Source organism: Marivirga atlantica (assembly GCF_016734805.1).
In the GTDB taxonomy this organism is placed as follows: domain Bacteria; phylum Bacteroidota; class Bacteroidia; order Cytophagales; family Cyclobacteriaceae; genus Marivirga; species Marivirga atlantica.
Genome location: NZ_JAERQG010000004.1, coordinates 468,272 through 490,738, shown reverse-complemented (window position 1 = coordinate 490,738; position 22,467 = coordinate 468,272). Strand labels below are relative to the sequence as shown.

10 protein-coding genes are annotated in these 22,467 nt (G+C 36.8%); 8 read left to right on the top strand and 2 right to left on the bottom strand.

Annotated elements, in window-relative coordinates; all coding sequences use genetic code 11:
• Nucleotides 1–10: 10 nt before the first annotated feature.
• From JKP34_RS16345 to JKP34_RS16310, 8 genes are all read left to right on the top strand, one after another.
• Nucleotides 11–1,210: a glycosyltransferase gene (locus JKP34_RS16345; RefSeq protein WP_201923805.1), complete on the top strand. Its 1,200-nt coding sequence runs from the start codon at nucleotides 11–13 to the stop codon at nucleotides 1,208–1,210.
• Nucleotides 1,210–2,100 carry a glycosyltransferase family 2 protein gene (locus JKP34_RS16340; RefSeq protein ID WP_201923803.1) on the top strand — a complete coding sequence of 297 codons (891 nt, stop codon included), beginning with the start codon at nucleotides 1,210–1,212 and terminating at the stop codon, nucleotides 2,098–2,100. Before JKP34_RS16345 ends, JKP34_RS16340 begins: the two co-directional genes overlap by 1 nt.
• On the top strand, nucleotides 2,101–3,267 hold the full coding sequence (locus JKP34_RS16335) for a glycosyltransferase family 4 protein (RefSeq protein WP_201923801.1): 1,167 nt from the start codon (nucleotides 2,101–2,103) through the stop codon (nucleotides 3,265–3,267).
• A complete protein-coding gene (locus JKP34_RS16330) occupies nucleotides 3,248–4,174 on the top strand; it encodes a hypothetical protein (protein WP_201923799.1) in 927 nt (308 codons plus the stop codon). The genes JKP34_RS16335 and JKP34_RS16330 overlap by 20 nt, the downstream gene beginning before the upstream one ends.
• Before the next feature lie 213 nt (nucleotides 4,175–4,387).
• The gene (locus JKP34_RS16325) at nucleotides 4,388–9,643 is read left to right on the top strand and encodes a PKD domain-containing protein (RefSeq protein ID WP_201923797.1); all 5,256 of its coding nucleotides are present in this window, start codon (nucleotides 4,388–4,390) and stop codon (nucleotides 9,641–9,643) included.
• 27 nt (nucleotides 9,644–9,670) lie between these two features.
• Entirely contained in the window at nucleotides 9,671–11,143 is a 1,473-nt protein-coding gene (locus tag JKP34_RS16320) for a PorP/SprF family type IX secretion system membrane protein (RefSeq protein ID WP_201923795.1), read from the top strand.
• A 274-nt stretch (nucleotides 11,144–11,417) separates the two neighbouring features.
• On the top strand, nucleotides 11,418–19,421 hold the full coding sequence (locus JKP34_RS16315) for an Ig-like domain-containing protein (protein WP_201923794.1): 8,004 nt from the start codon (nucleotides 11,418–11,420) through the stop codon (nucleotides 19,419–19,421).
• 5 nt (nucleotides 19,422–19,426) lie between these two features.
• A complete protein-coding gene (locus tag JKP34_RS16310) occupies nucleotides 19,427–20,500 on the top strand; it encodes a hypothetical protein (RefSeq protein ID WP_201923792.1) in 1,074 nt (357 codons plus the stop codon).
• A 1-nt stretch (nucleotide 20,501) separates the two neighbouring features.
• Here JKP34_RS16310 and JKP34_RS16305 read toward each other — a convergent pair whose 3' ends face one another.
• Together JKP34_RS16305 and JKP34_RS16300 are read right to left on the bottom strand one after the other, a co-directional pair.
• Entirely contained in the window at nucleotides 20,502–21,707 is a 1,206-nt protein-coding gene (locus JKP34_RS16305) for a carboxylesterase family protein (RefSeq protein ID WP_201923790.1), read from the bottom strand.
• A 22-nt stretch (nucleotides 21,708–21,729) separates the two neighbouring features.
• Entirely contained in the window at nucleotides 21,730–22,467 is a 738-nt protein-coding gene (locus JKP34_RS16300; protein WP_236665025.1) for an SDR family oxidoreductase, read from the bottom strand.

Here is a 22,467-nt window from a genome sequence, read left to right as displayed (position 1 = left end):
GAGTATCTACGTGCAGATTTTATTGACAGTAATAGAGTATATTTTAATTATTTATGCTCTTTATGTGAGTATTTACACATTTGTTTTAGGCGGTTCTAGTATTTTCTATAAGCTCCCCTCTTATCTTTATAATAAGCCTAAATCAAAGTTTGCCGTACTAATACCCGCTTATAAAGAAGATGGAGTAATAATTAGTGTGGCCCAAGATGCCCTTGAGCAGGACTACCCAGCTGAATTATATGATGTGGTAGTTATCGCTGATTCGCTCAAACCTGAAACTTTAATAAAGCTACATGCACTCCCCATAAAGTGTATAGAAGTAAGTTTTGAAAAAAGCACTAAAGTAAAAGCGCTGAACAAAGCGCTTTCTTCATTATCAAATGATTATGATTATGCAGTAATTCTGGATGCCGATAATCTCATGGAAAGCAAGTTTCTGGCTAAAATTGAGGAGTTGCATGTTCAAAAAGGATTTCAAGCTATCCAAGGTCAAAGAGCCTCAAAAAATGATGATACTACTTTATCATTTCTTGATGGCTTAAGTGAAAACATCAATAATAATATTTACGGAAAAGGTAGTGTTGTTTTGAATATGTCTGCTTCTTTAAAAGGTTCAGGCATGTCCTTTGATTTTAATTTGCTTAAAGATAACCTGGCAGAAATGGAATCAATTGGAGGCTTTGATAGAGAGTTGGAGTTACGGTTGGTACAGAGTGGCCACAAGGTTTACTACGCTCATAATGCCATTGTTAAGGATGAGAAGGTTGAGAAAACGGAAGTTTTTGAGAATCAAAGAAAGCGATGGATATCAAGTCAGTACTTCTATCTGAGGAAATTTTTCTGGAAAGGGATCGGTGCCTTTTTTACTTTAAGGATCACCTTATTTAACAGTATTGTTTTAAGAAATCTACAGCTACCTCGGCTAATTAATATTGGATTAATAAATCTACTCGGCATATTGGCTATTGCTATTAATTCTGTAAATCAGTTGTTTAATGCTGATTTATGGTTGTTGAATATTGTTCTTCTTGACTTGGGTGTTATGCTTTCTATTTCAAGAGAATATTATTCTTTTAAGTTGGTAAAATCTGTTTTCATGTTGCCAGTCATTTTCTTGAAAATGTTTGGGCTCCTATTTAAGCTCAAAGGTGCCAACAAAAAATTCATTCATACGCCACACGGTAGTACGGAAAATGTAAAGCAACAGTAATGGAACAGCCTTTAATAAGCATAATAAGTGTCCATTATAATCAGTTAGAGCTGACAAGAGCTTTTTTGGAGAGCCTTAGGTTGTTGACTTATAAAAACATTGAAATTATTGTTATTGATAATGGTAGTACCAAGGAGCCTGTAAAGCCTTTAATCAAGGATTTTCCTGAAGTACAGTTTATAGTAAATCAAGAGAATTTAGGTTTTGCAGGAGGTAATAATCTGGGTATTAAGGTGGCAAAAGGAGATTATCTTTTATTCTTAAATAATGATACAGAACCAGCGCCAGACTTTATTGATCCTTTACTTAAAGTTTTTAGGGAGAATGAGCTAGTTGGTATGGCTTCCCCTAAAATTATTTATCACGGAACAAATAAAATACAATTTGTAGGTAGTGGAAGTATAAATCCTTATACAGGAAGAAGCTTTAGAGAGTATTTTAAGGAAGAGGATAATAACGATTTTAATTTCTCAAAGCCTACAGAAATGCTACATGGGGCGGCTCTAATGGTACGAAGAGAAGTAATAGAGAAAATTGGTCTAATGCCGGAAGTTTACTTTCTGTATTACGAAGAGGTCGATTGGTGTAGTAGTGCCAAAAAGCTCGGTTATGAACTGTGGATAGTTGCTAGTTCTGTAGTATACCATAAAGAGTCAATGTCAATTGGTAAGAATAGCCCTTTTAAGACTTACTATATGACCAGGGGCAGAATACTTTATTTAAGGAGAAATACCGAAGGCCTTAAGAAATTAAGCTGGATTGTTTTCTATGTTGCTCTTACAATACCGAAGAACCTTCTAAATTATCTTTTAATGCGTGATTTTAAGAATCTTAAGTCTTTCATTAGAGGAGTGAGATGGAATCTTACCAATAAAACATCAGTAAACTAAATGAGTAAAGTTTTGAATATAGGAATAGAGGCGCAACGAATATTTCGTAAAAAAAGATACGGAATGGACATTGTTGCTATTGAAACTATTAAAGCTTTACAACAGATTGATACCGTAAATCAATATTATATTTTCAGCAGAGTTGGAGAAAAAAGTGTAGAAGATATTTTTCCGGATTTAAATGATAATTTTCATTTCGTTTTATTTGGGAGTGGTGACTATGTAACCTGGGAGCAATTTCTTTTACCAAAAAAGATTCAGGATTATGATCTTGACTTGCTGCATTGTACGGCAAATACTGCTCCTTTGAAGCTCAAGGTGCCACTTTATTTGTTATTACATGATATTATTTATTTAGAGAAACTCTATTTCAATAAAGGTAGCTGGTACCAGCGTTTAGGTAATTTATATAGAAGCGTAATAGTGCCCAAAATTGTGCCTAGGGCAAAGAGAATAGGAACAGTTTCGAACTATGAACGACAAAAGATAATAGCTGAGTTTAATCTTGATGAAGAAATAATTCAGACATATCATAATGCGTACAGTGATCACTTTAGATTAATCTCGAAAGATGATAAAAAGCTATTGGCCGTTAAAAAGGAGCACAAACTTCCTGAGGATTTTTTATTACTTTTTTTTAATGAGGATCCGCGTAAAAACTTTGTTAAAGCAATTGAAGCCTATATCTCTTTAAGAAGAGCTGGCTTAACAATACCATTATGTATTTTGAATGCAAGTACGAGTCGGGTAAAGCATTTTTTTGATAGGAATAATGCCGCACAGTACTGGCAAGACGTTATTTGCATAAGTTACCTTGATAATTCAGAACTCGTGTACTTTTATAACCTAGCCAAGGTTTTTCTTTTTATTTCAACACGAGAAAGCTTTGGAATTCCTGTGCTTGAGGCAATGGCTAGTGGAACACCGGTAATTACATCAAATTCTTCTTCATTGCCAGAGGTGGCTGGAGATGCAGCACTTAAAGTAGATCCTGATAATGTCGAAGAAATCGCTGAAGCACTTGAATTATTATTGACAAATCAAGATAAACATCTGACATTAACAAAAGCAGGGTTTGAGCGAGTGAAACAATTCAGTTGGCAAGCAACGGCTCAAAAATGGTTAAACACATACAAAGCTATAGCGCGTGAAACAGTTTTGCCATAATGCCTTTCAACTATATTTACTAATACAGGCTACTTTCTTAGGGGTCAATTTTTCTTATGCGCAACTGAAACCAAAAATTCAGATCATTGAAGCTGAGCAGTTTAGTTTTAGGAAGATTGCTGAATTGCCAACTGTTATTAATGAGGCTTCAGGCTTAGCTATTTACGATAAGGACAGTCTTTTTTGGACTCATAATGATGGCGGCAAATCCATTCTATATGGAATTGATTCTAAAGGTGAGATTAGGAAAACCATCCATTTGAAAAATAAGAATAAAGGATGGGAAGATCTGGCTATCGACAGTGAAGGAAATTTCTACATTGCAGCCACGGGCAATAATAGAAATGACAAAAAGGACCTGAAGGTTTACAAATTGCCCCCCTTATCTACTATTGATCATCCCATATCTTTAGCTGAGCCTATTAGTTTTCGGTATGAAGATCAGTTAACCTATCCTGCCAAACCTGAAAACGCAAACTTTGATTGTGATGCCTTAATAAGTATAAGAGATTCACTCTACCTATTTACAAAAAACAGAACTGATCCTTATAATGGGATTATTAACATATATGCGCTTCCAAAAAAGACTGGAACTTACCAGGCAAAAAAGGTGGATAGCTTTAAGCTGGATGGTGCGGCCATGGATAACTGGATAACTGGTGCAGATATAAGCAAAGATGGTTCTTTAATTGCCCTGCTTTTTCATAATAAAATCTTGTTCATCGAAAAATCTCACACAGAAAAGGTGAGTGAAGGGAATTTTTACCAGTTAAATTTAGGGCACTTTTCTCACAAAGCGGGTATCTGTTTTACCGCCAAAAATGAAATCTATATTGTTGATGAAAATGAGCTCAATTTGCTGGGAGGAAATATTTATCATCTTAACATTCAATATTTTATAAAATAAATTAAATATTTTCTTAAGTTTACAATATTATTGAATATTACTTATTTCTTGAATTTGGGTGGTTCGAGATATAAACGAATGATAGTAGCAGGTAATTTACAGAATACCCATTGTTGTAAATTTGGTCGAAAAAAAATCATAAGTTAAGATAACCGACTTTTTAGTATTAAATATCTTTTTGTCGCTATTCCTTTTCTAAACTATTAACCTTAGATGAACCCTTTTTACAGCAATTTTAGCAGACTCGTATGTGGGATTATTTTATCTATTCTATCCCTAAATGTTTATGGTCAAAATCAGGTAGCCAAAGTAACTCCAGATGGCACATGGTATTATGAATATTTACCTGCTGACTATAATAATAACACTGATGATTATCCCATAATGTTTTTCTTTCATGGTTTAGGGGAGAGGGGTAATAATGAAAGTGATTTAACCAAAGTTGCTAAAAATGGACCTCCATTACATGTTAAAAACGGAACTGATTTCCCTTTTATATTGATCTCCCCGCAATTAAAAACGAATTTAGGTAATTGGCCGCCTAATTATATGGATGAGGTGGTGGAGCACATATTTGCAAGTGATCTTCGAATTGATTTAAATAGAGTTTATATAACTGGTTTAAGCCTTGGCGGAGGTGGTGCCTGGTTTTATGCGCAGCGTTTTCCTGAAAAAATAACTGCAGTAGCTCCTGTTTGTGGTAGTAGAAATAACACCAGCGAAGCCTGCAATATTGCTGCTGAAAATATTCCTGTTTGGGCATTTCATGGTGATGCCGATGGTACTGTAAGCGTTAACAAAACAATTAATATGATTGATGCCATTAATGCTTGTACGCCAGCTATCGATCCCACAGCTAGAATTACTATTTATGAAGGTGTAGGGCACAACTCTTGGTCGAGAGCTTATAGAACTGATAATTCATTACATGACCCTAATATTTATCAGTGGTTTATGTCGCACAGCAAATCAAGTTTATCAGTTTCAGCTGGTAATGACAGAACGATCAATTTACCGACAAATACCGTTAATTTAACTGCTACAATTAATGCGGCAGCTGCAATTAGCACCAGGTTATGGACTAAGGTTTCAGGTCCTTCAGGGGCTTCCTTGTCAAATACAACAACAAATACTTTGACTGTCTCGAACTTGGTAGCTGGTATTTACACTTTTCGTTTTACCGCCACTGATGCCAACGGAGCAAGTGCGGCTGATGACGTGAAGGTCACTGTGGTTAATTCAAATAGCAGTCCAACTGCTAATGCAGGAAATGATTTACAGATTCAGCTTCCTACTAATTCTGCCACAATAAATGGTTCAGGAAGTGACAGTGACGGAACGATTTCAAGCTATTCATGGATAAAAACTTCCGGTGGTACGGCTACGCTTTCAAATGCTACAACTGCCAATTTAAATGTTACTGGCTTGGTTCAAGGAAATTATACATTTGAATTGACTGTGACAGATAATGATGGTGCAACGGCCAGCGATGAGATGAATCTTCAAGTGTTGGCTGCTGCTAATGCTTCACCTACAGCTAATGCCGGACCAGACAAAAATATTCAGTTGCCAGTCAATACAGTAAATCTTAATGGTACCGGCACCGATACCGATGGAACAATTGCTACATACCTTTGGGAAAAATTTTCAGGTGGTTCAGTAACACTATCAAATACTTCTACAGCTACAGCTACAGCTACAAATCTTACAGCAGGTATTTATGAGTTCAAGTTAACAGTAACAGATGATGATGGAGCTAGCGCTTCGGATAGAGTTAAAGTGACCGTTTCAGCAGCCAATCAGGTTCCTACAATTACCATTAGCAACAATCCGGTCAATATTACTTTACCAACTTCTAGCACAACTTTATCAGCTACTGCTAATGACCCTGATGGTAGTATAGCTTCAAGGTTATGGGAGCAACAAAGTGGACCGTCTTCCTCGTCTATAGCTAATCCTAATAATTTAACAACAACAGTTAGCGGTCTTTCTTCAGTTGGAGAATATGTTTTTTCATTAACAGTTACTGATGATCAGGGTGCAAGTAATTCTGAAACAGTTTCTGTAATTGTTGCAGCGGAAGAAGTGAATACACCTCCTACAGTTAGTGCCGGAGAGGATAAGTTCATCACTTTACCTACAAATTCCATCTCTTTAACGGGTACTGCCAGTGATGCCGATGGTACTATTACTGAAGTTAGATGGAGTAAGGTGGCAGGGCCAGCTGTCAATTTAGCTGGTGTAACAACCTATCAATTAGATTTAACAGGTATGGTTGAAGGTAGCTATAGGTTTAGGTTTAGAGCTACTGATGACGATGGTGATCAAAATACAGATATTGTCGAGGTTATTGTGGCACCAGAAGAGGTGAATGCTGTTCCTACTGTTTCAGCAGGTGCCGATGTTGAATTAACCTTGCCTGAGAATACTGCTGATATAACAGCCACAGCTTCTGACTCAGACGGTACAATTGCATCTTATTTATGGAGTCAGGTTTCAGGGCCTGGTGGTATCACAATTGCCGGAGCTGATTCACCTACCTTGATGCTTTCTGATTTAGTTGAAGGTGTATTCGAATTTTCAATTGCAGTTACAGATGATGATGGTGCACAATCAACAGATGAAGTGCTAATTACAGTATATGCACAAAATGTACCACCCACAGTTAATGCGGGAAATGACATAACTATCACTCTACCTTTGGATTCTGCAGAAGTAAGTGGTTCAGCTTCTGACTCGGATGGTGAAATCGCATCATATCTATGGGAGCAAGTGTCTGGACCTTCTACTGCCACAATCGTATTTCCAGATTCATCGCTATTAAAGGTTACCGATCTTGTAAGCGGAAACTACACATTTAAGTTATCCGCCACTGATGATGATGGGGATGTTTCTTCTGACAATTTAAAAATTACTGTAAATGAACCAGATAATGAAAGTCCTGTAGTAAGCGCTGGCACTGATAAAACCATTCAATTACCAGTTAACAGTTTAAATCTGCAGGCCACAGAGAGCGATTCAGATGGTACAATAGCCTCTAGGCAATGGCAGCAAATAAGCGGACCTACAGCTGCTACTTTAACAAATGCTAATACGAAAACGGTAACAGTGTCAGACTTAGTGGAGGGATCATATACATTTGAGTTTATGGCAACAGATGATGATGGCGCTCAGGGGGTAGATGATGTAATGGTTGTTGTACAACCAGAAGCCCAAAATCAACCACCTGTTGTTGCAGTTGGTGAAACACAGTCGTTAACATTACCAACCAATAGTACTGTTTTGGAGGGTTCTGCATCTGATGCTGACGGTACAATTGCTAGCTACAGCTGGGTTAAGTTTAGCGGGCCAGATGCAACACTAACTAATGAAAATACTTCGAATCTGACATTGACTAATTTAGTGGCCGGCTCATATGTTTTTAGACTAACAGCTACAGATGATGACGGAGCAAGTGCCAATGCCAATGTTCAGGTCTTTGTTTTGCCGGAAACGGTTAATCAGTCTCCGGTTGCAAATGCAGGAGATAACAAACTAATTTTGCTTCCTCAAAACATAACAACCATTGTTGGTGGTGGTACGGATAATGATGGTACCATTGTAAGTTACTCATGGGAGCAGATCTCAGGACCAAATCTTACTTTGCAAAACACAGACAATAGTACATTAACAGTGTCTGATTTAGTGGAAGGCGTTTGTGATTTCAAACTTACTGTTACTGATGATGATGGTGCTATTTCCTCTGATGAAATGACTTTAACTATTTCTAATGAGGCAGTCAACATACCACCTAATGCTGATGCTGGTCCAGATTTATCAACTATTTTACCGATAAACACTTTGGTAATTAATGGATCAGGATCTGATCAGGATGGACAGGTCGTGAGTTATAGTTGGACGAAGGTGTCCGGTCCAAGTGTAAGCTTATCAAACACAAGTACTACAACTTTAAATACCTCCAATCTTGTAGAAGGGGTTTATGTTTTTCAACTGAAAGTTACTGATGACGATGGTGCTACTGATACAGATAGAGTTAATGTGAATGTATTTTCAGCTGAAACTAACCAAAATCCAACAGTTGATGCTGGTGCTGACCAGAGCATTCAGTTACCTGACAATTCCATAACACTAACCGGTACAGCTAATGATGCTGACGGAAGTATAGCAAATGTTATTTGGGAAAAAGTAAGTGGAGGTACTGCTACATTGGCTAATGAAAGCACGTTAAATTTAGAATTGTCTGATTTAGTTGCTGGAAACTATGTGTTTAGATTAACTGCTGAAGATGATGATGGAGTTTCAGTATCTGATGAAACGAATTTATCTGTACTTGAAGAAGAAGCCAATTTACCGCCTACTGTTAATGCTGGTCCAGATATATCAATCCAGTTGCCTGACAATTCAGTTACAATAACACCAACTGTTAGTGACCCTGATGGTGACGCACTCACATACAGGTGGGCAAAAGAGAGTGGTCCTTCAGTATCGATAACAGGTGAGAATAGCTTGACGGTAAGCCTCACAGAATTAGTGGAAGGAAGCTATCTGTTCAAATTTACTGCAACTGATCCAGATGGAGAAAGGGGGATAGATAGAGTGATAATTGATGTATTGTCAGAAGAAATATTGCAGCCCCCTATTGTAAATGCAGGTCCTTTAACAACTGTTCAACTTCCTGAAGATGAGGCTATTTTAAGTGGGGAAGTGGCTTCTGATGGAACTATTGTATCCGTAGAATGGGAACAAATATCCGGTCCTGCTCCTGCGATATTGAGTAATGTTAATACTTTGAATTTAACTGTAAAGGGATTAATTGAAGGGACATATAACTTTAGGCTATCTGCCGTGGATGATCAAGGTCAATCAGCTTTTGATGAGACTGAAATTATAGTTTACCCTGAAGAAGAGGTAGATATACCACAACCACCAACTCTTGAATTGGATAACGATATTCTAGTGCAACTACCACAGGAGGTAATTGAGGTTAATGCTTTGGCTAACTCACCAGATGGCCTTATTACTAATTATGTATGGGAACAACTAACAGGTCCTTCAGAACTCAGCATTAGTCCTGATAGTGCTGCAAATATCGAGGTCACAAATTTCATAACCGGAGCTTATTATTTGAGATTAACGGTTTTTGATGCTTTGGATTCCACCGTTTCAAAAATAACAAGGATTACTGTTTTGGAGGAAGAGGAACTGGCAAGACCAAGAAGAATATTTTCTCCTAATAACGATGGGATAGATGATGTGTGGAATATTGAAGGTGCCGAAGAGCTTACGGATTGTACAGTAAGAATCATAAACTCCCGCGGCAAAGTCCTCTTTAGTTCAGTAGGCTATAATGATGGTTGGGATGGTACAGATAAACTTGGTCAGCCAGTTCCTGAAGGAATGTATTATTATATAATTGATTGTCCTGATAAAAAGGCCGCGCTTAGTGGTGTTATTACCATAATTCGATAAATAGTTTCATTTAAAAAAGCACCAGCTATGTTGAGTACTAAAAAGATATACCTGCTTGTTTTGATAATTAGTTTATCATTTCACTACTCTAAAGGGCAATTAATTACAGATAATAATCAGTATTATTTAAGTCCGTATTTGGTGAATCCGGGCGCATTGGCCAGCAATAATGTTCTAGAACTGGATCTGAATTATAGAAAGCAATTTTTAACAATTCAAGGAGCTCCCGAAACCTTTAGGTTTCAAGCACAGCTGCCTTTTTTAAGTAATTTTGCTGTTGGTCTCACGGCTTTGGGAGGCAGGCTGGATATTTATGAGAGCTATGGAGCCATGCTTTCTTTCAGTTATAAACAACATTTCTCCAGGCAAAATGATAATGTACATTTTATTTCTCTTGGTTTTTCAGGTGGTTACGGCATGAGTAACTTGAATTATGGTCAGATAGATAATCCACTTGATCCTGCAGTAGCCAATTTAGCTAATCAAATAGAGCACCCTTTAGGTCAAATAGGGCTGCATTACCAGTGGAATAACCTAATGTTTGGTACTGCTTTAAGAGATGTTTTCGGATCGGCTTCTACCATAAGAGTTAGTCAATCTCAGGAAACAGAATTTCTACCTGTATTTAATACTTTCAGCTATCTAAAGTATGATTTCTTAGTTGGAGAAGATTTTGCCATTACGCCATGGGTAACATACAACTCTTCCGAAGATGAAATAGAAGAAGGAACTGTTGAAGGGATGCTATTAGTGAACTATAGAAATTTAGCGTGGATAGGTGCAAGTTATCAGCATGAAATTGGAACTGTGTATAAGATAGGGTTTAATTTATTGAGGCTTATAAAAATTGGTTATGGTTATGAAAGACTAAAGCCTTCAAGCGAACAAAATAGCTCAGCTCTTACCACACATGAGTTGCATCTCAACTATCAGTTCATTAAAAGAGAAATCCAGGAAATTCCTGAGGAATTAGAGCAGCAGGAACCTAATGAAAATAAAGGTGATGCTTCAGAAGCAGACGAGGTTGAAGAAAAAAACATGAAAGATACTACAATTGAACCTGCAAAAGTAGATAGCTCTGCGGTCAAAAAGGATACTGTAATCAAAGAAAACACTGAACCTGAGGTGATTAACGAGCCAGTTGTTGAAGAGAAAGTTCAAATAACTAATGAGCCTAAGGCAGAAGAGCAACCAATGTTAACTGAGCCCCTGAAAAATTCTAATGACTTTAAGAATGATGTTTCTAATGTAATTGATAATGAAAGAGGCTTCTATATTATAGCTGGTGCGTTTTCTTCAACTGATAATGCCCAAGTTTATGCCAATGCCATTAAGAGGGAAGGTTATAAAGCCGATATAGGCTTTTATAGTAAATCAGGTTATTTCTATGTTATTCTGGCAAAAGAAGAAAAAATAGAAAGTGCCAAACAAATATTGAATCAAATAAGAACTGCAGGCCTGCTAGACTTTGATAAGGCATGGATACTCTCTATTAATTAATTTGAGGGAGTAAGTTTTTTTATTTTTCACAACTATTTTTTCATCAAATCTAGAGTTGTCTAAGGTTATTCACTATTGGTAGCTGTAATATGACAATTGAAATATTTTTTTTGAATATTAGTCGAATTGAATTCTTTAATACTTGACATTTAGCTAGTTTTGTATTTAAGACTTTACATAAAAAGCAGGTGCTTTAAGTGTGATCAAATCATACTCTGTAAAAAAATATCACTTGGAAAATGATGTAAGGTTTGAATTCTAAATTATAGGGGAAATGATGAGGGTATTCTCAACTGTTTTTTGTGTTTTTTTATTATTTGCTCAATCTGTAAGTGCTCAGTGGGTAACCAACTACAGGCATGGTGTTAAATATAACCAAAATGAAGGTAGTAATGGTCCTAAGCTCAATACACATCAGTACGAATTAAGAGATAGCACTTTTAGTTATAGAGAATCCACCGCAGGAGGTCCTACTTGGTATTATGATAGAACAGGTTGGAATTCTGATCCTTATACTCAAGGTCATTTGATGAGGACTCAAACAAACCCGAATCAATTTAAACAGAATTATAGATTATTGTTTCCAGGGGGGGCAGATTCTAGTAGATATGATGAGAATTATGAAGGGGGATATCCTTTGATCGTTATGATGCATGGAGCCGGTGAAAGAGGGAATTGCTGGAATAATAACTGTTACTTTTCTGACAAAAACTGGGAAGCTGAAACTAATTCACCAGCTATAGCAGGTCCTTCAACAAGTCCCGATTTACTTAATAACGATCATAATCTTGTTCATGGAGGTAAACCACATTTAGATGCTGTAAACAGAGCAGGTTCTAAATTCCCTAACGATCCCACATTAGCATATAATGCTTTTCCTGGCTTTGTGTTATTTCCACAAAACTTGAATGGATGGAACGGATCGGAGATTAGAGAAACAATTAGGATAATTCATAAAATAATAGAGACTCATAATATTGATAGAAATAGGGTGGTAGTACATGGTTTATCAAATGGTGCTCAGCACGTGGTTACTTTGGTGAAAAATGATCCAGCTTTATTTGCTGGCGTTTTATTAATGTCACCTTCCGCTTCAAACACCAAAGTTAGAGATAGTTATGAACTAGCTCATATTCCATTTTGGGTTTTTCAAGGAGGAAAGGATAATAACCCTTCTCCTAGCGAGACAAACAGTTTAGTGAGATATTTCGAAGAGATGGGTGGTTCCATTGAGCTTACTTACTATGATAATTTGGGACATGGTACATGGAATGCTGCCTATGGTGAAGATAATTTCTTTCCTTGGATAAAATCGAAAGATAAATCGGATATCCATGTATACTTTCAGGATAGTACCATTTGTGCGAGTAATGGCCAAGGAGCTAAGTTGGGTGTGTCATGGGGTTTTCAGGCTTATCAATGGGAGAGAGATGGAGAGATTATTAACGGTGCGGATTCTAGCGTATATTTTGCAGATATTCCAGGCGTCTATAGATGTAGGTTTAGTAGATTTGAGGCAAATCCTACAGAAGCCGATTGGAATAAGTGGTCTAAACCTGTAACCATTAGAGAAAGCGTTGTTTCTAAACCTATAATATCTGCTTTAAATACAGTACATCTCCCAGATATAAATGGAGTAGATTCTGTATCTCTTCAAACTGAACTTAATTCTAACTTATATTATACATGGTATAAGAATGGTGCTATAGTCGGTGATACAAATTTCTATAATGTGAAATCAGCTGGAGTCTTTACAGTAGCTACTGAGACACTCGGAGGATGCCCAAGCGCAGATGCAGAATCTGTTAATGTTACTTTTAACGCACCCTCAACATTATCTGCTCCTACAAATGTTACAGCAGATTTAACTACCAATAATAAGATAAGACTTTATTGGGAGGATAATAGCAATGAAGAAACAGCTTATGAGGTCTACAGATCAACTTCAGAGTCTGGCTTTTATAAGTTTGTAGCATTGCTTCCTGAAGATGCAATTTCTTACCTGGACAATTCAGTTACATCTAATGATGACTATTATTATAAGTTGAGAGCAGTAGCTTATGATAAAGTATCTCCATATACCTCTGCATTATTTGTGGCCTCTGGTACTGATTCAGAAGCGCCAACAACTCCTTCAAATCTTGAAGTTGTAGAATATAGTTTAACCACAGCTAATTTAAGCTGGAATGCATCAACTGATAATGAAAACATAAAAGAGTATATCATCTATTATGGATCAGATTCTATAAAGACAGGTTCTACGAATACCAGTTATACTGTTTCAAACCTGAAGGAAGGCAGATCTTTTGCCTTTACAGTAAAGGCAATTGATTATGCAGGTAATTTATCAGCAGCTAGTAATCAGGTAAATGTTGTAACTATTTTTGAAGGGCTTACCTATGAGCATAGTACTGGTGCTTATAATTCCCTTTCTGAAATTGATTGGAGTTTTGTAGAGTACTACGGAACTGTCAATAATTTTGGACTTTCAGAACGTACCCAAGACGATTACATCAGTTTCAAATTTGATGGGTATGTGAATATTACCGAAGCTGGAGACTATAGGTTCAGATCTAGATCTGATGATGGTAGTAGAGTGTTCATAGGAGGCTTTAATCCGAATGATTTAGACGAAAATTTAGTCAATAATAATGATGGAACACACGGTTGCAACGTAAATCAATCCTATGTAACGCTTTCATTAGCTGTTGGTGCATACCCTATTACTGTAATATTCTTTGAGAGAGGTGGCGGACAATGTTTATCTGTAGAGTATAGCAAGGATGGGGGTACTTGGCAGACTATTCCGGATGAAATGTTAAAAAGCGGAACTATAGTAGTCAATGATCCTCCTGTAGCACCTACTAATTTACAAGCGACTTCAACAGGTTTAAGCACTATTGAACTAGATTGGGATCACACAGAATTAATTCCTGACAACACTAACATAGTAGTGCTTGGTTCTTCTACGGCAGAAGGATATGGTATTTCTCCTTTTGATAGTACCTGGGTGGGCAGATTAGATAATTGGCTTGGTGATAATAGCTCTAATTACACTTTGACTAACCTCGCTGTAGGAGGCTTTACCACTTATCATATCAGACCTGATGGATCAGATAACGGAAGCAATGCCGCTGTCGATACAGATCATAATATCACAAAGGCGTTAAGCTTAAATCCAGATTATTTAATAATCAATTTGCCATCAAATAATGCTAATCTTCAGATTCCTGCAGATACTACAATGGCACATTACAGAGAAATTAAAGCACTGGCAGATCAAGCTGGCGTTAAAACATTCATTGTTACACCACAGCCTAGAGACTTTGGACCTTCTTCTCCTAAGCGGACTGTTCTGATGGCAGAATTAGATTCTGTCAGAGAAGGATTTGGTGATTATGTTATTGATGTGTTCGATAGCCTGGCCGATGATAGTGATATGATTGAGCCATCTTTGGCTTATGGTGATGGAATTCATTTAAACAAAGACGGACATGCTTATATGTTTACTGAGATAAGGTCGAAACTTTTATCTTATTTAACGCATTTTGAAATTTATAGGTCAAATACCAGTGGTAGTGGTTTTAGTCTTATTGGCACCACCAAAGATGGCAGCCAGGCTTATACTGATTTAAATCTTGCTCCAGGAGTAACTTATTATTACAAACTGAAGGCAGTAAATAAAAATGGAACTTCGGTTTTTAGCAATGAATTAAGTGCTACCAACTCAATGGATACACAGACGCCTACGGTTCCTTCAAATTTAATTGTGGTTAATAGTACTTATACTAATTCCAGCTTTAAATGGGATGCTAGTACTGATAATGATCAAGTAGCATATTATGAATTTGCGGCTAATGATTCTGTCTTTGGAACAAGCCCAGATAATACTTTCTATACTACTGACTTTTTACCTGATTCAACTTATTTGGTTAAGGTAAGGGCTTATGACAGATCAGGAAATGTGTCCGCTTATTCTAGTGAAGTAAGTGTTACCTCGTCTCAACCTACTATTTATTATTCGAAGAGTACTGGAGATTTAGATGTGTTAGCAACCTGGGGAACAAACACAGATGGAACAGGCACCGCACCGACAAACTTTGCTCTTAATGGTCAAATATTTAGAGTTGCTAATAGAAGTAGCACCTCAATGAGTAATGATTGGAGTGTTGGTGGACTCATCTCGAAGGTAGTAGTTACTGAAGGAGAAACTTTGAGCCTGAATGGTAATTTAAATGGTAAGGTTCAGGTAGAGAACAATGGTACTATTGCTGTTAATGGAAACCTTTTACCATCATTTGAAGAGTCTTCAGATAATAGCCATATCATCCTTAATAATTTCACACAAATGCCAACAGGTAAATTTGGTAGCTTAACGCTTAGCGGTACAGGCACCAAAACTGTAGGTACAAATGAGGTAATGGTAAAAGGTAATTTAACTATTGGAAATGGTATTACCTTAAAGGGTAGCAGCAATAATGGCTCTTGCATAATAGTGAAAGGCGATCTTGATATTCAAGGAACTCAGGGAGATGTTGCGCAGGATAATAGAATTGAAATAGCATTTCAAGGAGGCAAAAAGCATCAACTCAATACAGTTGGAGATTTATCTCTGTATAGATTGACTCTGAATGATGAAGATACTATGGAAATTAATTCTGCTAATCCTGTCAATTTGATTGCAGGAAGCCAAAAAGGTGGAGGAGTGAGACTTGGAAACAATGCTTTATTGAATGTTTCAAATAAGGCCCTTCAACTAACTGGCGCAGCAGCTTTCAACGCAGAAAATAATACTGGAAGAATCGCCATTAACGGAGGTAATATGAATTTTGATATCTCTACGGCAAGTGACTCACACCTTTATTTTGATGCTGATAGCAATATTGTTGAAAAGTTCGAAGTGAACCTGACAGGTGCTGGAGATGTAGTTTTAGAGGAAGAATTGAATCTAATAGCTGAATTAAACTTAACTAATGGTGATTTAAATGCTAATGGTCGTCTTGTACTGAGATCGGATGAGAACGGAACAGCTGTCATTAAAGAGTTACCTACAGGAGCTCAGATTAATGGTAATATTCAAGCTGAGCGTTTTATGTCTGCAACCAGAGCCTACAGATATACCAGTGCTCCTGTAACAGGTGTTACTGTGGCTGACTGGCAAAATTATTTTCCCATCACGGGTAATTTTACCGGAGCAAGTACTGGTCCCGGCTTAGGAACATCTGCTTCTTTGTACAGGTTTGACGAAAGTCAAGGTGGTTGGCTGGCACATCCGGTATCAGGCACAGATAATTCTGCAGCTATAGAGCCGGGAGTAGGTTATGCGCCTTTTATTAGAGACAGTAATAATGATTTGATCATCAACAACGTTGGTGCCCCTGTTCAAGGCGAGTTTTCTTTTAATTTAACTGGTGGCACTGGCGGTGGAGCTGATGATGGTTGGAATTTGGTGGCAAATCCTTACCCTGCAACCATACAGTGGGATAATACTGGTTGGACTTCATCTGGAGTTTCAAACATCATTGCTGTGGCTATCAATGGCGCTGGTGGCTCATCCTCATTTTTATACTATGATCGCACTGATAATACAGGGACTTTACCAAATGGCTACATTGCTTCTGGTCAGGGTTTTTGGATTCAAACACTTGATCAATCGCCAAGTCTAACCATTACAGAACAAGCTAAGGTAGCTTCGGTAGATGCTCCAAGTGCCAACTATTATAGATCAGCAGAGATTCCTTTAGTAAGCCATTTAAAGCTGAGTTTAAAAGAAATCTCGACTGGAAAGATAGATCAGGCGTTAGTGAAGTTTGATAATGGTGGTGCTGATGATTATAATAAAAGAGAAGACGGTTTCAAAAAACCTAATACGGGCATTAATTTTTATTCATTGACTGATGATAGTGAACAAGTAGCAATTAATACCCTGTCAAACGAATTCTGCAATAAAACTGTGAACCTGGGAATGTATAATGTTCAAACAGGCGCATACAGCATTGCATTTGATAATATTAATGAGTTCAATTATGCTAGAGTTGAATTAACTGATAATCTCCAAAATGAGGTGGTAACCTTAACAGGTACTGATGCATATAGCTTTAGCATTGATCAAAATACTCCTGCCACTTTTGAAGATAGATTTAGCTTAACTTTTATAAGACCAGATGTAAATACTACTTTATCCTATGAATATGAAAATGAGCTATGCATTTCCGATGATGCTGAAATTCTTATTACTAATGCTCAACCTGGAGCTGTATATAGTTTATTCGATGAAGAAGGAAATAGTTTAGAATTAGCTTCAACGGCTTTATCTAATAAGGTTGGATTACACTTGCCAAATAGCTTGTTAAATGAAGGGGTATCTCAATTCTCTGTTAAAATAAACTATCCTGGTTGTGATATCATAGATGCCTCAGAACCGATTTCAGTTTCAATTAGTAAGCCTCAAACTCCTGAAATATCAAAAGCTGTTATATCAGGATGTGAAGCCAATGTTGTAAGGTTGCAGGCTTCTGGAGCTCATACCAATGAATCTTATCAGTGGTATGATGTCTGGAATGATGTGATTCTTGATCATACCTCTAATACGTTAGAATTAGAGAGTCTTGATGATTACATGGGAATGTATGAAGTGAGAATTATATCACCACTTGGCTGTATAAGTGATGCATCTGTGCAGCTTATTATTGATAGTGCTAGCTTTATACCAAAAGCGCTTGCTTTGCAAGAAACAGTAGAGTACAGCTCCGAGATTTGTGAAGGACAAACATTAGATATATCTCTGAATAATGCCCAATTGGGAGTAGAGTATTCGATAATCAACAACAATGGCAACCAAATATCGGATTGGATTTATGCTGAAACCTCAGAGCTACATTTATCTATCACATCGTCTGATATTCAGACATCAGATAACTTTTCCTTACAAGCGAGATTCCCAGGTTGTAATATTCAATTCTTAGAAAGTGAAATTAATGTTTCTGTTAATAACTTGGAAAAACCTACACTTTCAAGAGTAATCAACGAAACATGTGATGAAAAATCAGTTGTACTTACTGCTGCTAGTAATGCGGCAAGCTATAACTGGTATTTTGAAGGTTTTGGAAATCAATTAGATCAAAATACTGCCTCAATTTCACTTAATGAAACTGAAGAGTCAGGCTATTATTTTGTAAAAGCTGTTTCTTCCATTGGATGTGAAAGTGATACTTATGATTCTATTTTTGTAAGTGAAAAGGACTTAACATTCATTAACGTCAACAGAAATTTAGAAGTGAGTTATACTCAAGCATTATGCCCTTCTGATCTCCTGAATGTTGAAGTGAAGAATCCTCAAACTGATTTCATCTATTATCTGGCAGATGAAACAGGTATTATCTATTCAAGCTTTGTAGTTGCGTCAGTAGAGAGTTCTATTAACCTTCAAGCAAGCAATCTCCAATCAGTAGAAAATAGTATTCTGAAAGTGATGGTGAAAAAGGATGGTTGTGAGGCTTTACCTTTAGAACAAGAGGTGTCTTTTAGTATTGTTGACCTACTGGAATTGAATATAGAGCAGACTAATTATGACGCCTGTCTGGGAGAGTCATTAAGCATTCAGATACCAGAATTGACTAATGATGGTTCTGTTAAATGGTATGATGAAGATGGAAATATCCTAGCTGATGGTAAAGTATTCACTTTTGAAATTGATGAAGTAGATTTTGATTCAAGGAAGCTGTTTGTAGAAGCTTTTAATAAGTTAGGATGTAGTAATGAGGAGAAGGTTGAAATTTTAATAGAAACTACTGCTCTTATAAAACCTGAATTAGTTTTTAATGATAATATACTATCAGTTGAAAATGATGTTGAAGGTGAAATTAGCTGGTATTTTAATGATGAATTCTATTCGGAAGCAGCAGAAATTGAATTGACTGAGCAAGGGGTATATTTTGCACAGCTCGATTTCAAAGGTTGTTTAATTCAGTCGGACGTTTTTGGCTTTGTTATTACATCAAATAAAGTTGAACTTAATAATGAGAATATTTCCATATTCCCTAACCCAACTAACAACTTTAATTTTACCATTCAGGCAGCTCTGGAAAATACGAGTCCGATAGAAGTAATAGTATATGATGCATTTGGCAGGGCTTTATATAATGCTGAATTTAGCAATGGAGACCTAAAAAATGGTGTGGATATTGACCTGAGCGGTAATGATCAGAGACCTGGCATATACGTAGTAACTATCAGACAAGATGCTCAGTTGGCTACTAGAAAAATTATAATGAAATAGACTAAATGATTAAAAAGGTATTTTCAACCATCAGGTTCATTCTAGTGAACCTGATGGTTTTATTTTTTCTCCTCTTTCTTGTTAATATATTGTCTTCATATCTCCTGAAGTGGACTAGAGAACCTTCCAGGGCAGAACTTCCTAATTATAGCGACAGTAGAGCAATGGCCAAAAAAGTCATTGCAGAGTATAATCAGCAGGCTTTTGGCTACGAATCTTTTACTGGATGGAGAAATAAACCTTATGCCGCCAGATATACTCATGTTAATGAGAATGGGATGCGATATTACCCAAACGCATATGTTGCGGATAGTGCCTATAAGAAGGTTCGCTTTTTTGGTGGATCAACCATGTGGGGAGAAGGTTCTCCTGACTCATTAACAATACCGGCAATTTTTCAAGCTAAAAATCCGACAATACAAGTTTATAATCATGGACAACTTGCCTATAACTCCAGGCAAAATGTAGAAGTACTTATCAATCTCATAAATAAAGGTGAAGAGATAGGAGATGTTATTTTTTATGATGGAGTAAATGACGTCTCTTTTTTATGTCCTTCAGATGTGCCAGTGCCAGGGCATAGACTAGCACCAATATTCGATAAAAAGATTTATGGTGGCATGAAGGCAGTTGCTTTCGAGGTATTTAATAAATTATTTCTAGATAAAACCCTGCTGCTCATTCAAAAGATAAATCCACCTGATTATGATCAACAGTATAACTGTGATGCGAATCCAGAAAAGGTTCAGGCTATCGTAGATTTTATGATAAGCAATTGGAAACTGGCTCATGAATTGGTAACCAATAGGGGTGGTAAATTTACAGCAATTTTACAGCCTATTGCATATGTGGGTAATCCAAAAGTTGAACACCTGAAATTAGGTAAAGAGCTGGGTGAAAATGTACAATTAGTTTACGATGCATTGATAACAAGAATCAAAGAAGAGAATTTCGATTGGATTTATATCATGACAGATGCTTTTGACAATGATGAATATGTCTACATAGATTTCTGCCATGTATCACCCAATGGTAATCAGATTATTGCTGACAGAATACAATCAGTTATTAAACCGTAATTTAATCTTTGCTATACTGAAGGAACCATGAGTATATATCTACAGGTTCAACACCAGAATCTTTATTGTCCCAATCAGGGTGAGTAGGATCATACACTCTTCTCCAGGCATTGTGACCACCATCATTAAATAGTGTTAATAGTGGATCAACTGCTGGAGCAGGATCACAAGCTTCTATGGCATTAATCATATTAATAGAGCCGTTAGGGCTAACAATGCCGTCAGATGAATTATGGAAAGCCCAAACAGGAATGTCTTTAATGTCACAAGCCTTGTTGTCTCTACCATCGCCACTTATAGGAATAATGGCAGCAGGTACATCAGGATAGTCTGTTGCATAATTCCAGGTAGCAATACCGCCCCCGCTCATTCCTGAGAAGTACAATCTGTTTTCATCAATAGGATATTGAGACAAGGCTTCTTCAACCATTTCATTGATCATAGCTGTATTCCAATTATTTCTGATATGCTGGGGTGAAAATACGTACATAGGTACGTCATTTCCTTTGTCAATGTATTGCGCCAGAGAGCCATTTCTAATAATGTTTATTTCACCTTGATCAGCTGTTTCTCCGTTGCCTCCCATATGAAAGATAGCAGGATACTTCTTTTCAGGGTACTTTAATCCTTCATCCATTTGGTAACCTAAATAGAGCACTTCTCTTGATTCTGCCTCAGATGTGAATGTGAAAATCTGTTGTCTCTCGGTTAAACTGAAATTATATACTGATATACTATTTTGTAGTGTGCTATCATTGGGGTTTTGCGTAATTGCATAAGCATGATAGGTTATTCCTAATTCGAGGTTTTCAAGGTTTATCTTTAATGTATCGCTAGGATTTATTTCTTCTTGTAAACCTTTAGAAAGTATCGTTATACTGTCTATTTCCTCTGTACTTGTACTAATGTCTACTAAAAGAGAATCTGAATTGAAATTTACTTCTGTACTGGTAATCAAATAATAGATGTTAGCAATTTCCTCAGTTTGTAGGAGAAAATCTGCAGTAGCTGTACCTGCTCTCAACTGTGGGAAATCTGATTCCCAATTAACTACTCCATAATAAGTAGTGTCTTGCTCTTCCTCCTCTTCCTCATTTTCGTCTACAATTTCCTCCTCTATTTCTTCTACATCACTATCTTCTTCTTTACAAGAATAGAATAAGGTGAAACTAAAAAGCAGCAATAATATGATGTATGACTTTTTCATTTTGTATGAGGTTTCGAGCTTGCTATAGATTAAGCTTTTTGAAGATTGGTTCTGGTATACTTTTGATAATATACATGATCAACCTCCAAATGCTTTTATAATATAAGGTATTTCTCTTTTTTATCATAGCAGATAGAATTGCTTTACCTGCATCTTCGGGCTTTGCTGTTAAAGGGCCGGGAGTTTCCAGACCTTCTAACATTTTTGTTTTTACAAAGCCAGGCTTTACAGTTAAAACATGAACCCCTGATTTTGCCATTCTATTTCTTAAACCTGAAAGATAGGCGGTGAAACCAGCTTTAGCAGCTCCATATATATAATTACTTTGCCTTCCTCTCTCCCCAGCAACTGAACTGATACCTGCTATAATACCAGCACCTTTTTCTTCAAAATCGTTAGCAATTATATTTAAAATGGAAATAGCTCCTGTAAAATTGCTCTCAATAACGGCATTTGTTTCCTGCCAATCTTGCTGAGCTTTTTCCTGACTTCCTAAAATTCCAAAGGCACAAAGTACAGCATCAGGTTTGTTTGGTAAAGAATCATAAAAGGCTTCATGCAAACTGATATTGAAAGCATCAAATAAGACATAATCAACTTCTGATTCATATTTAATAGTGAGGTCACTTTTTAAAGCTATAAGCTTCTCCTCACTTCTTCCTGCCAGTGTTAATTTAATGCCTTTGTCTGCTGCTTCATAAGCCACTGCTTCAGCTATACCACTATTTGCCCCTAAAATTAATAAATGGTTGATATGCAT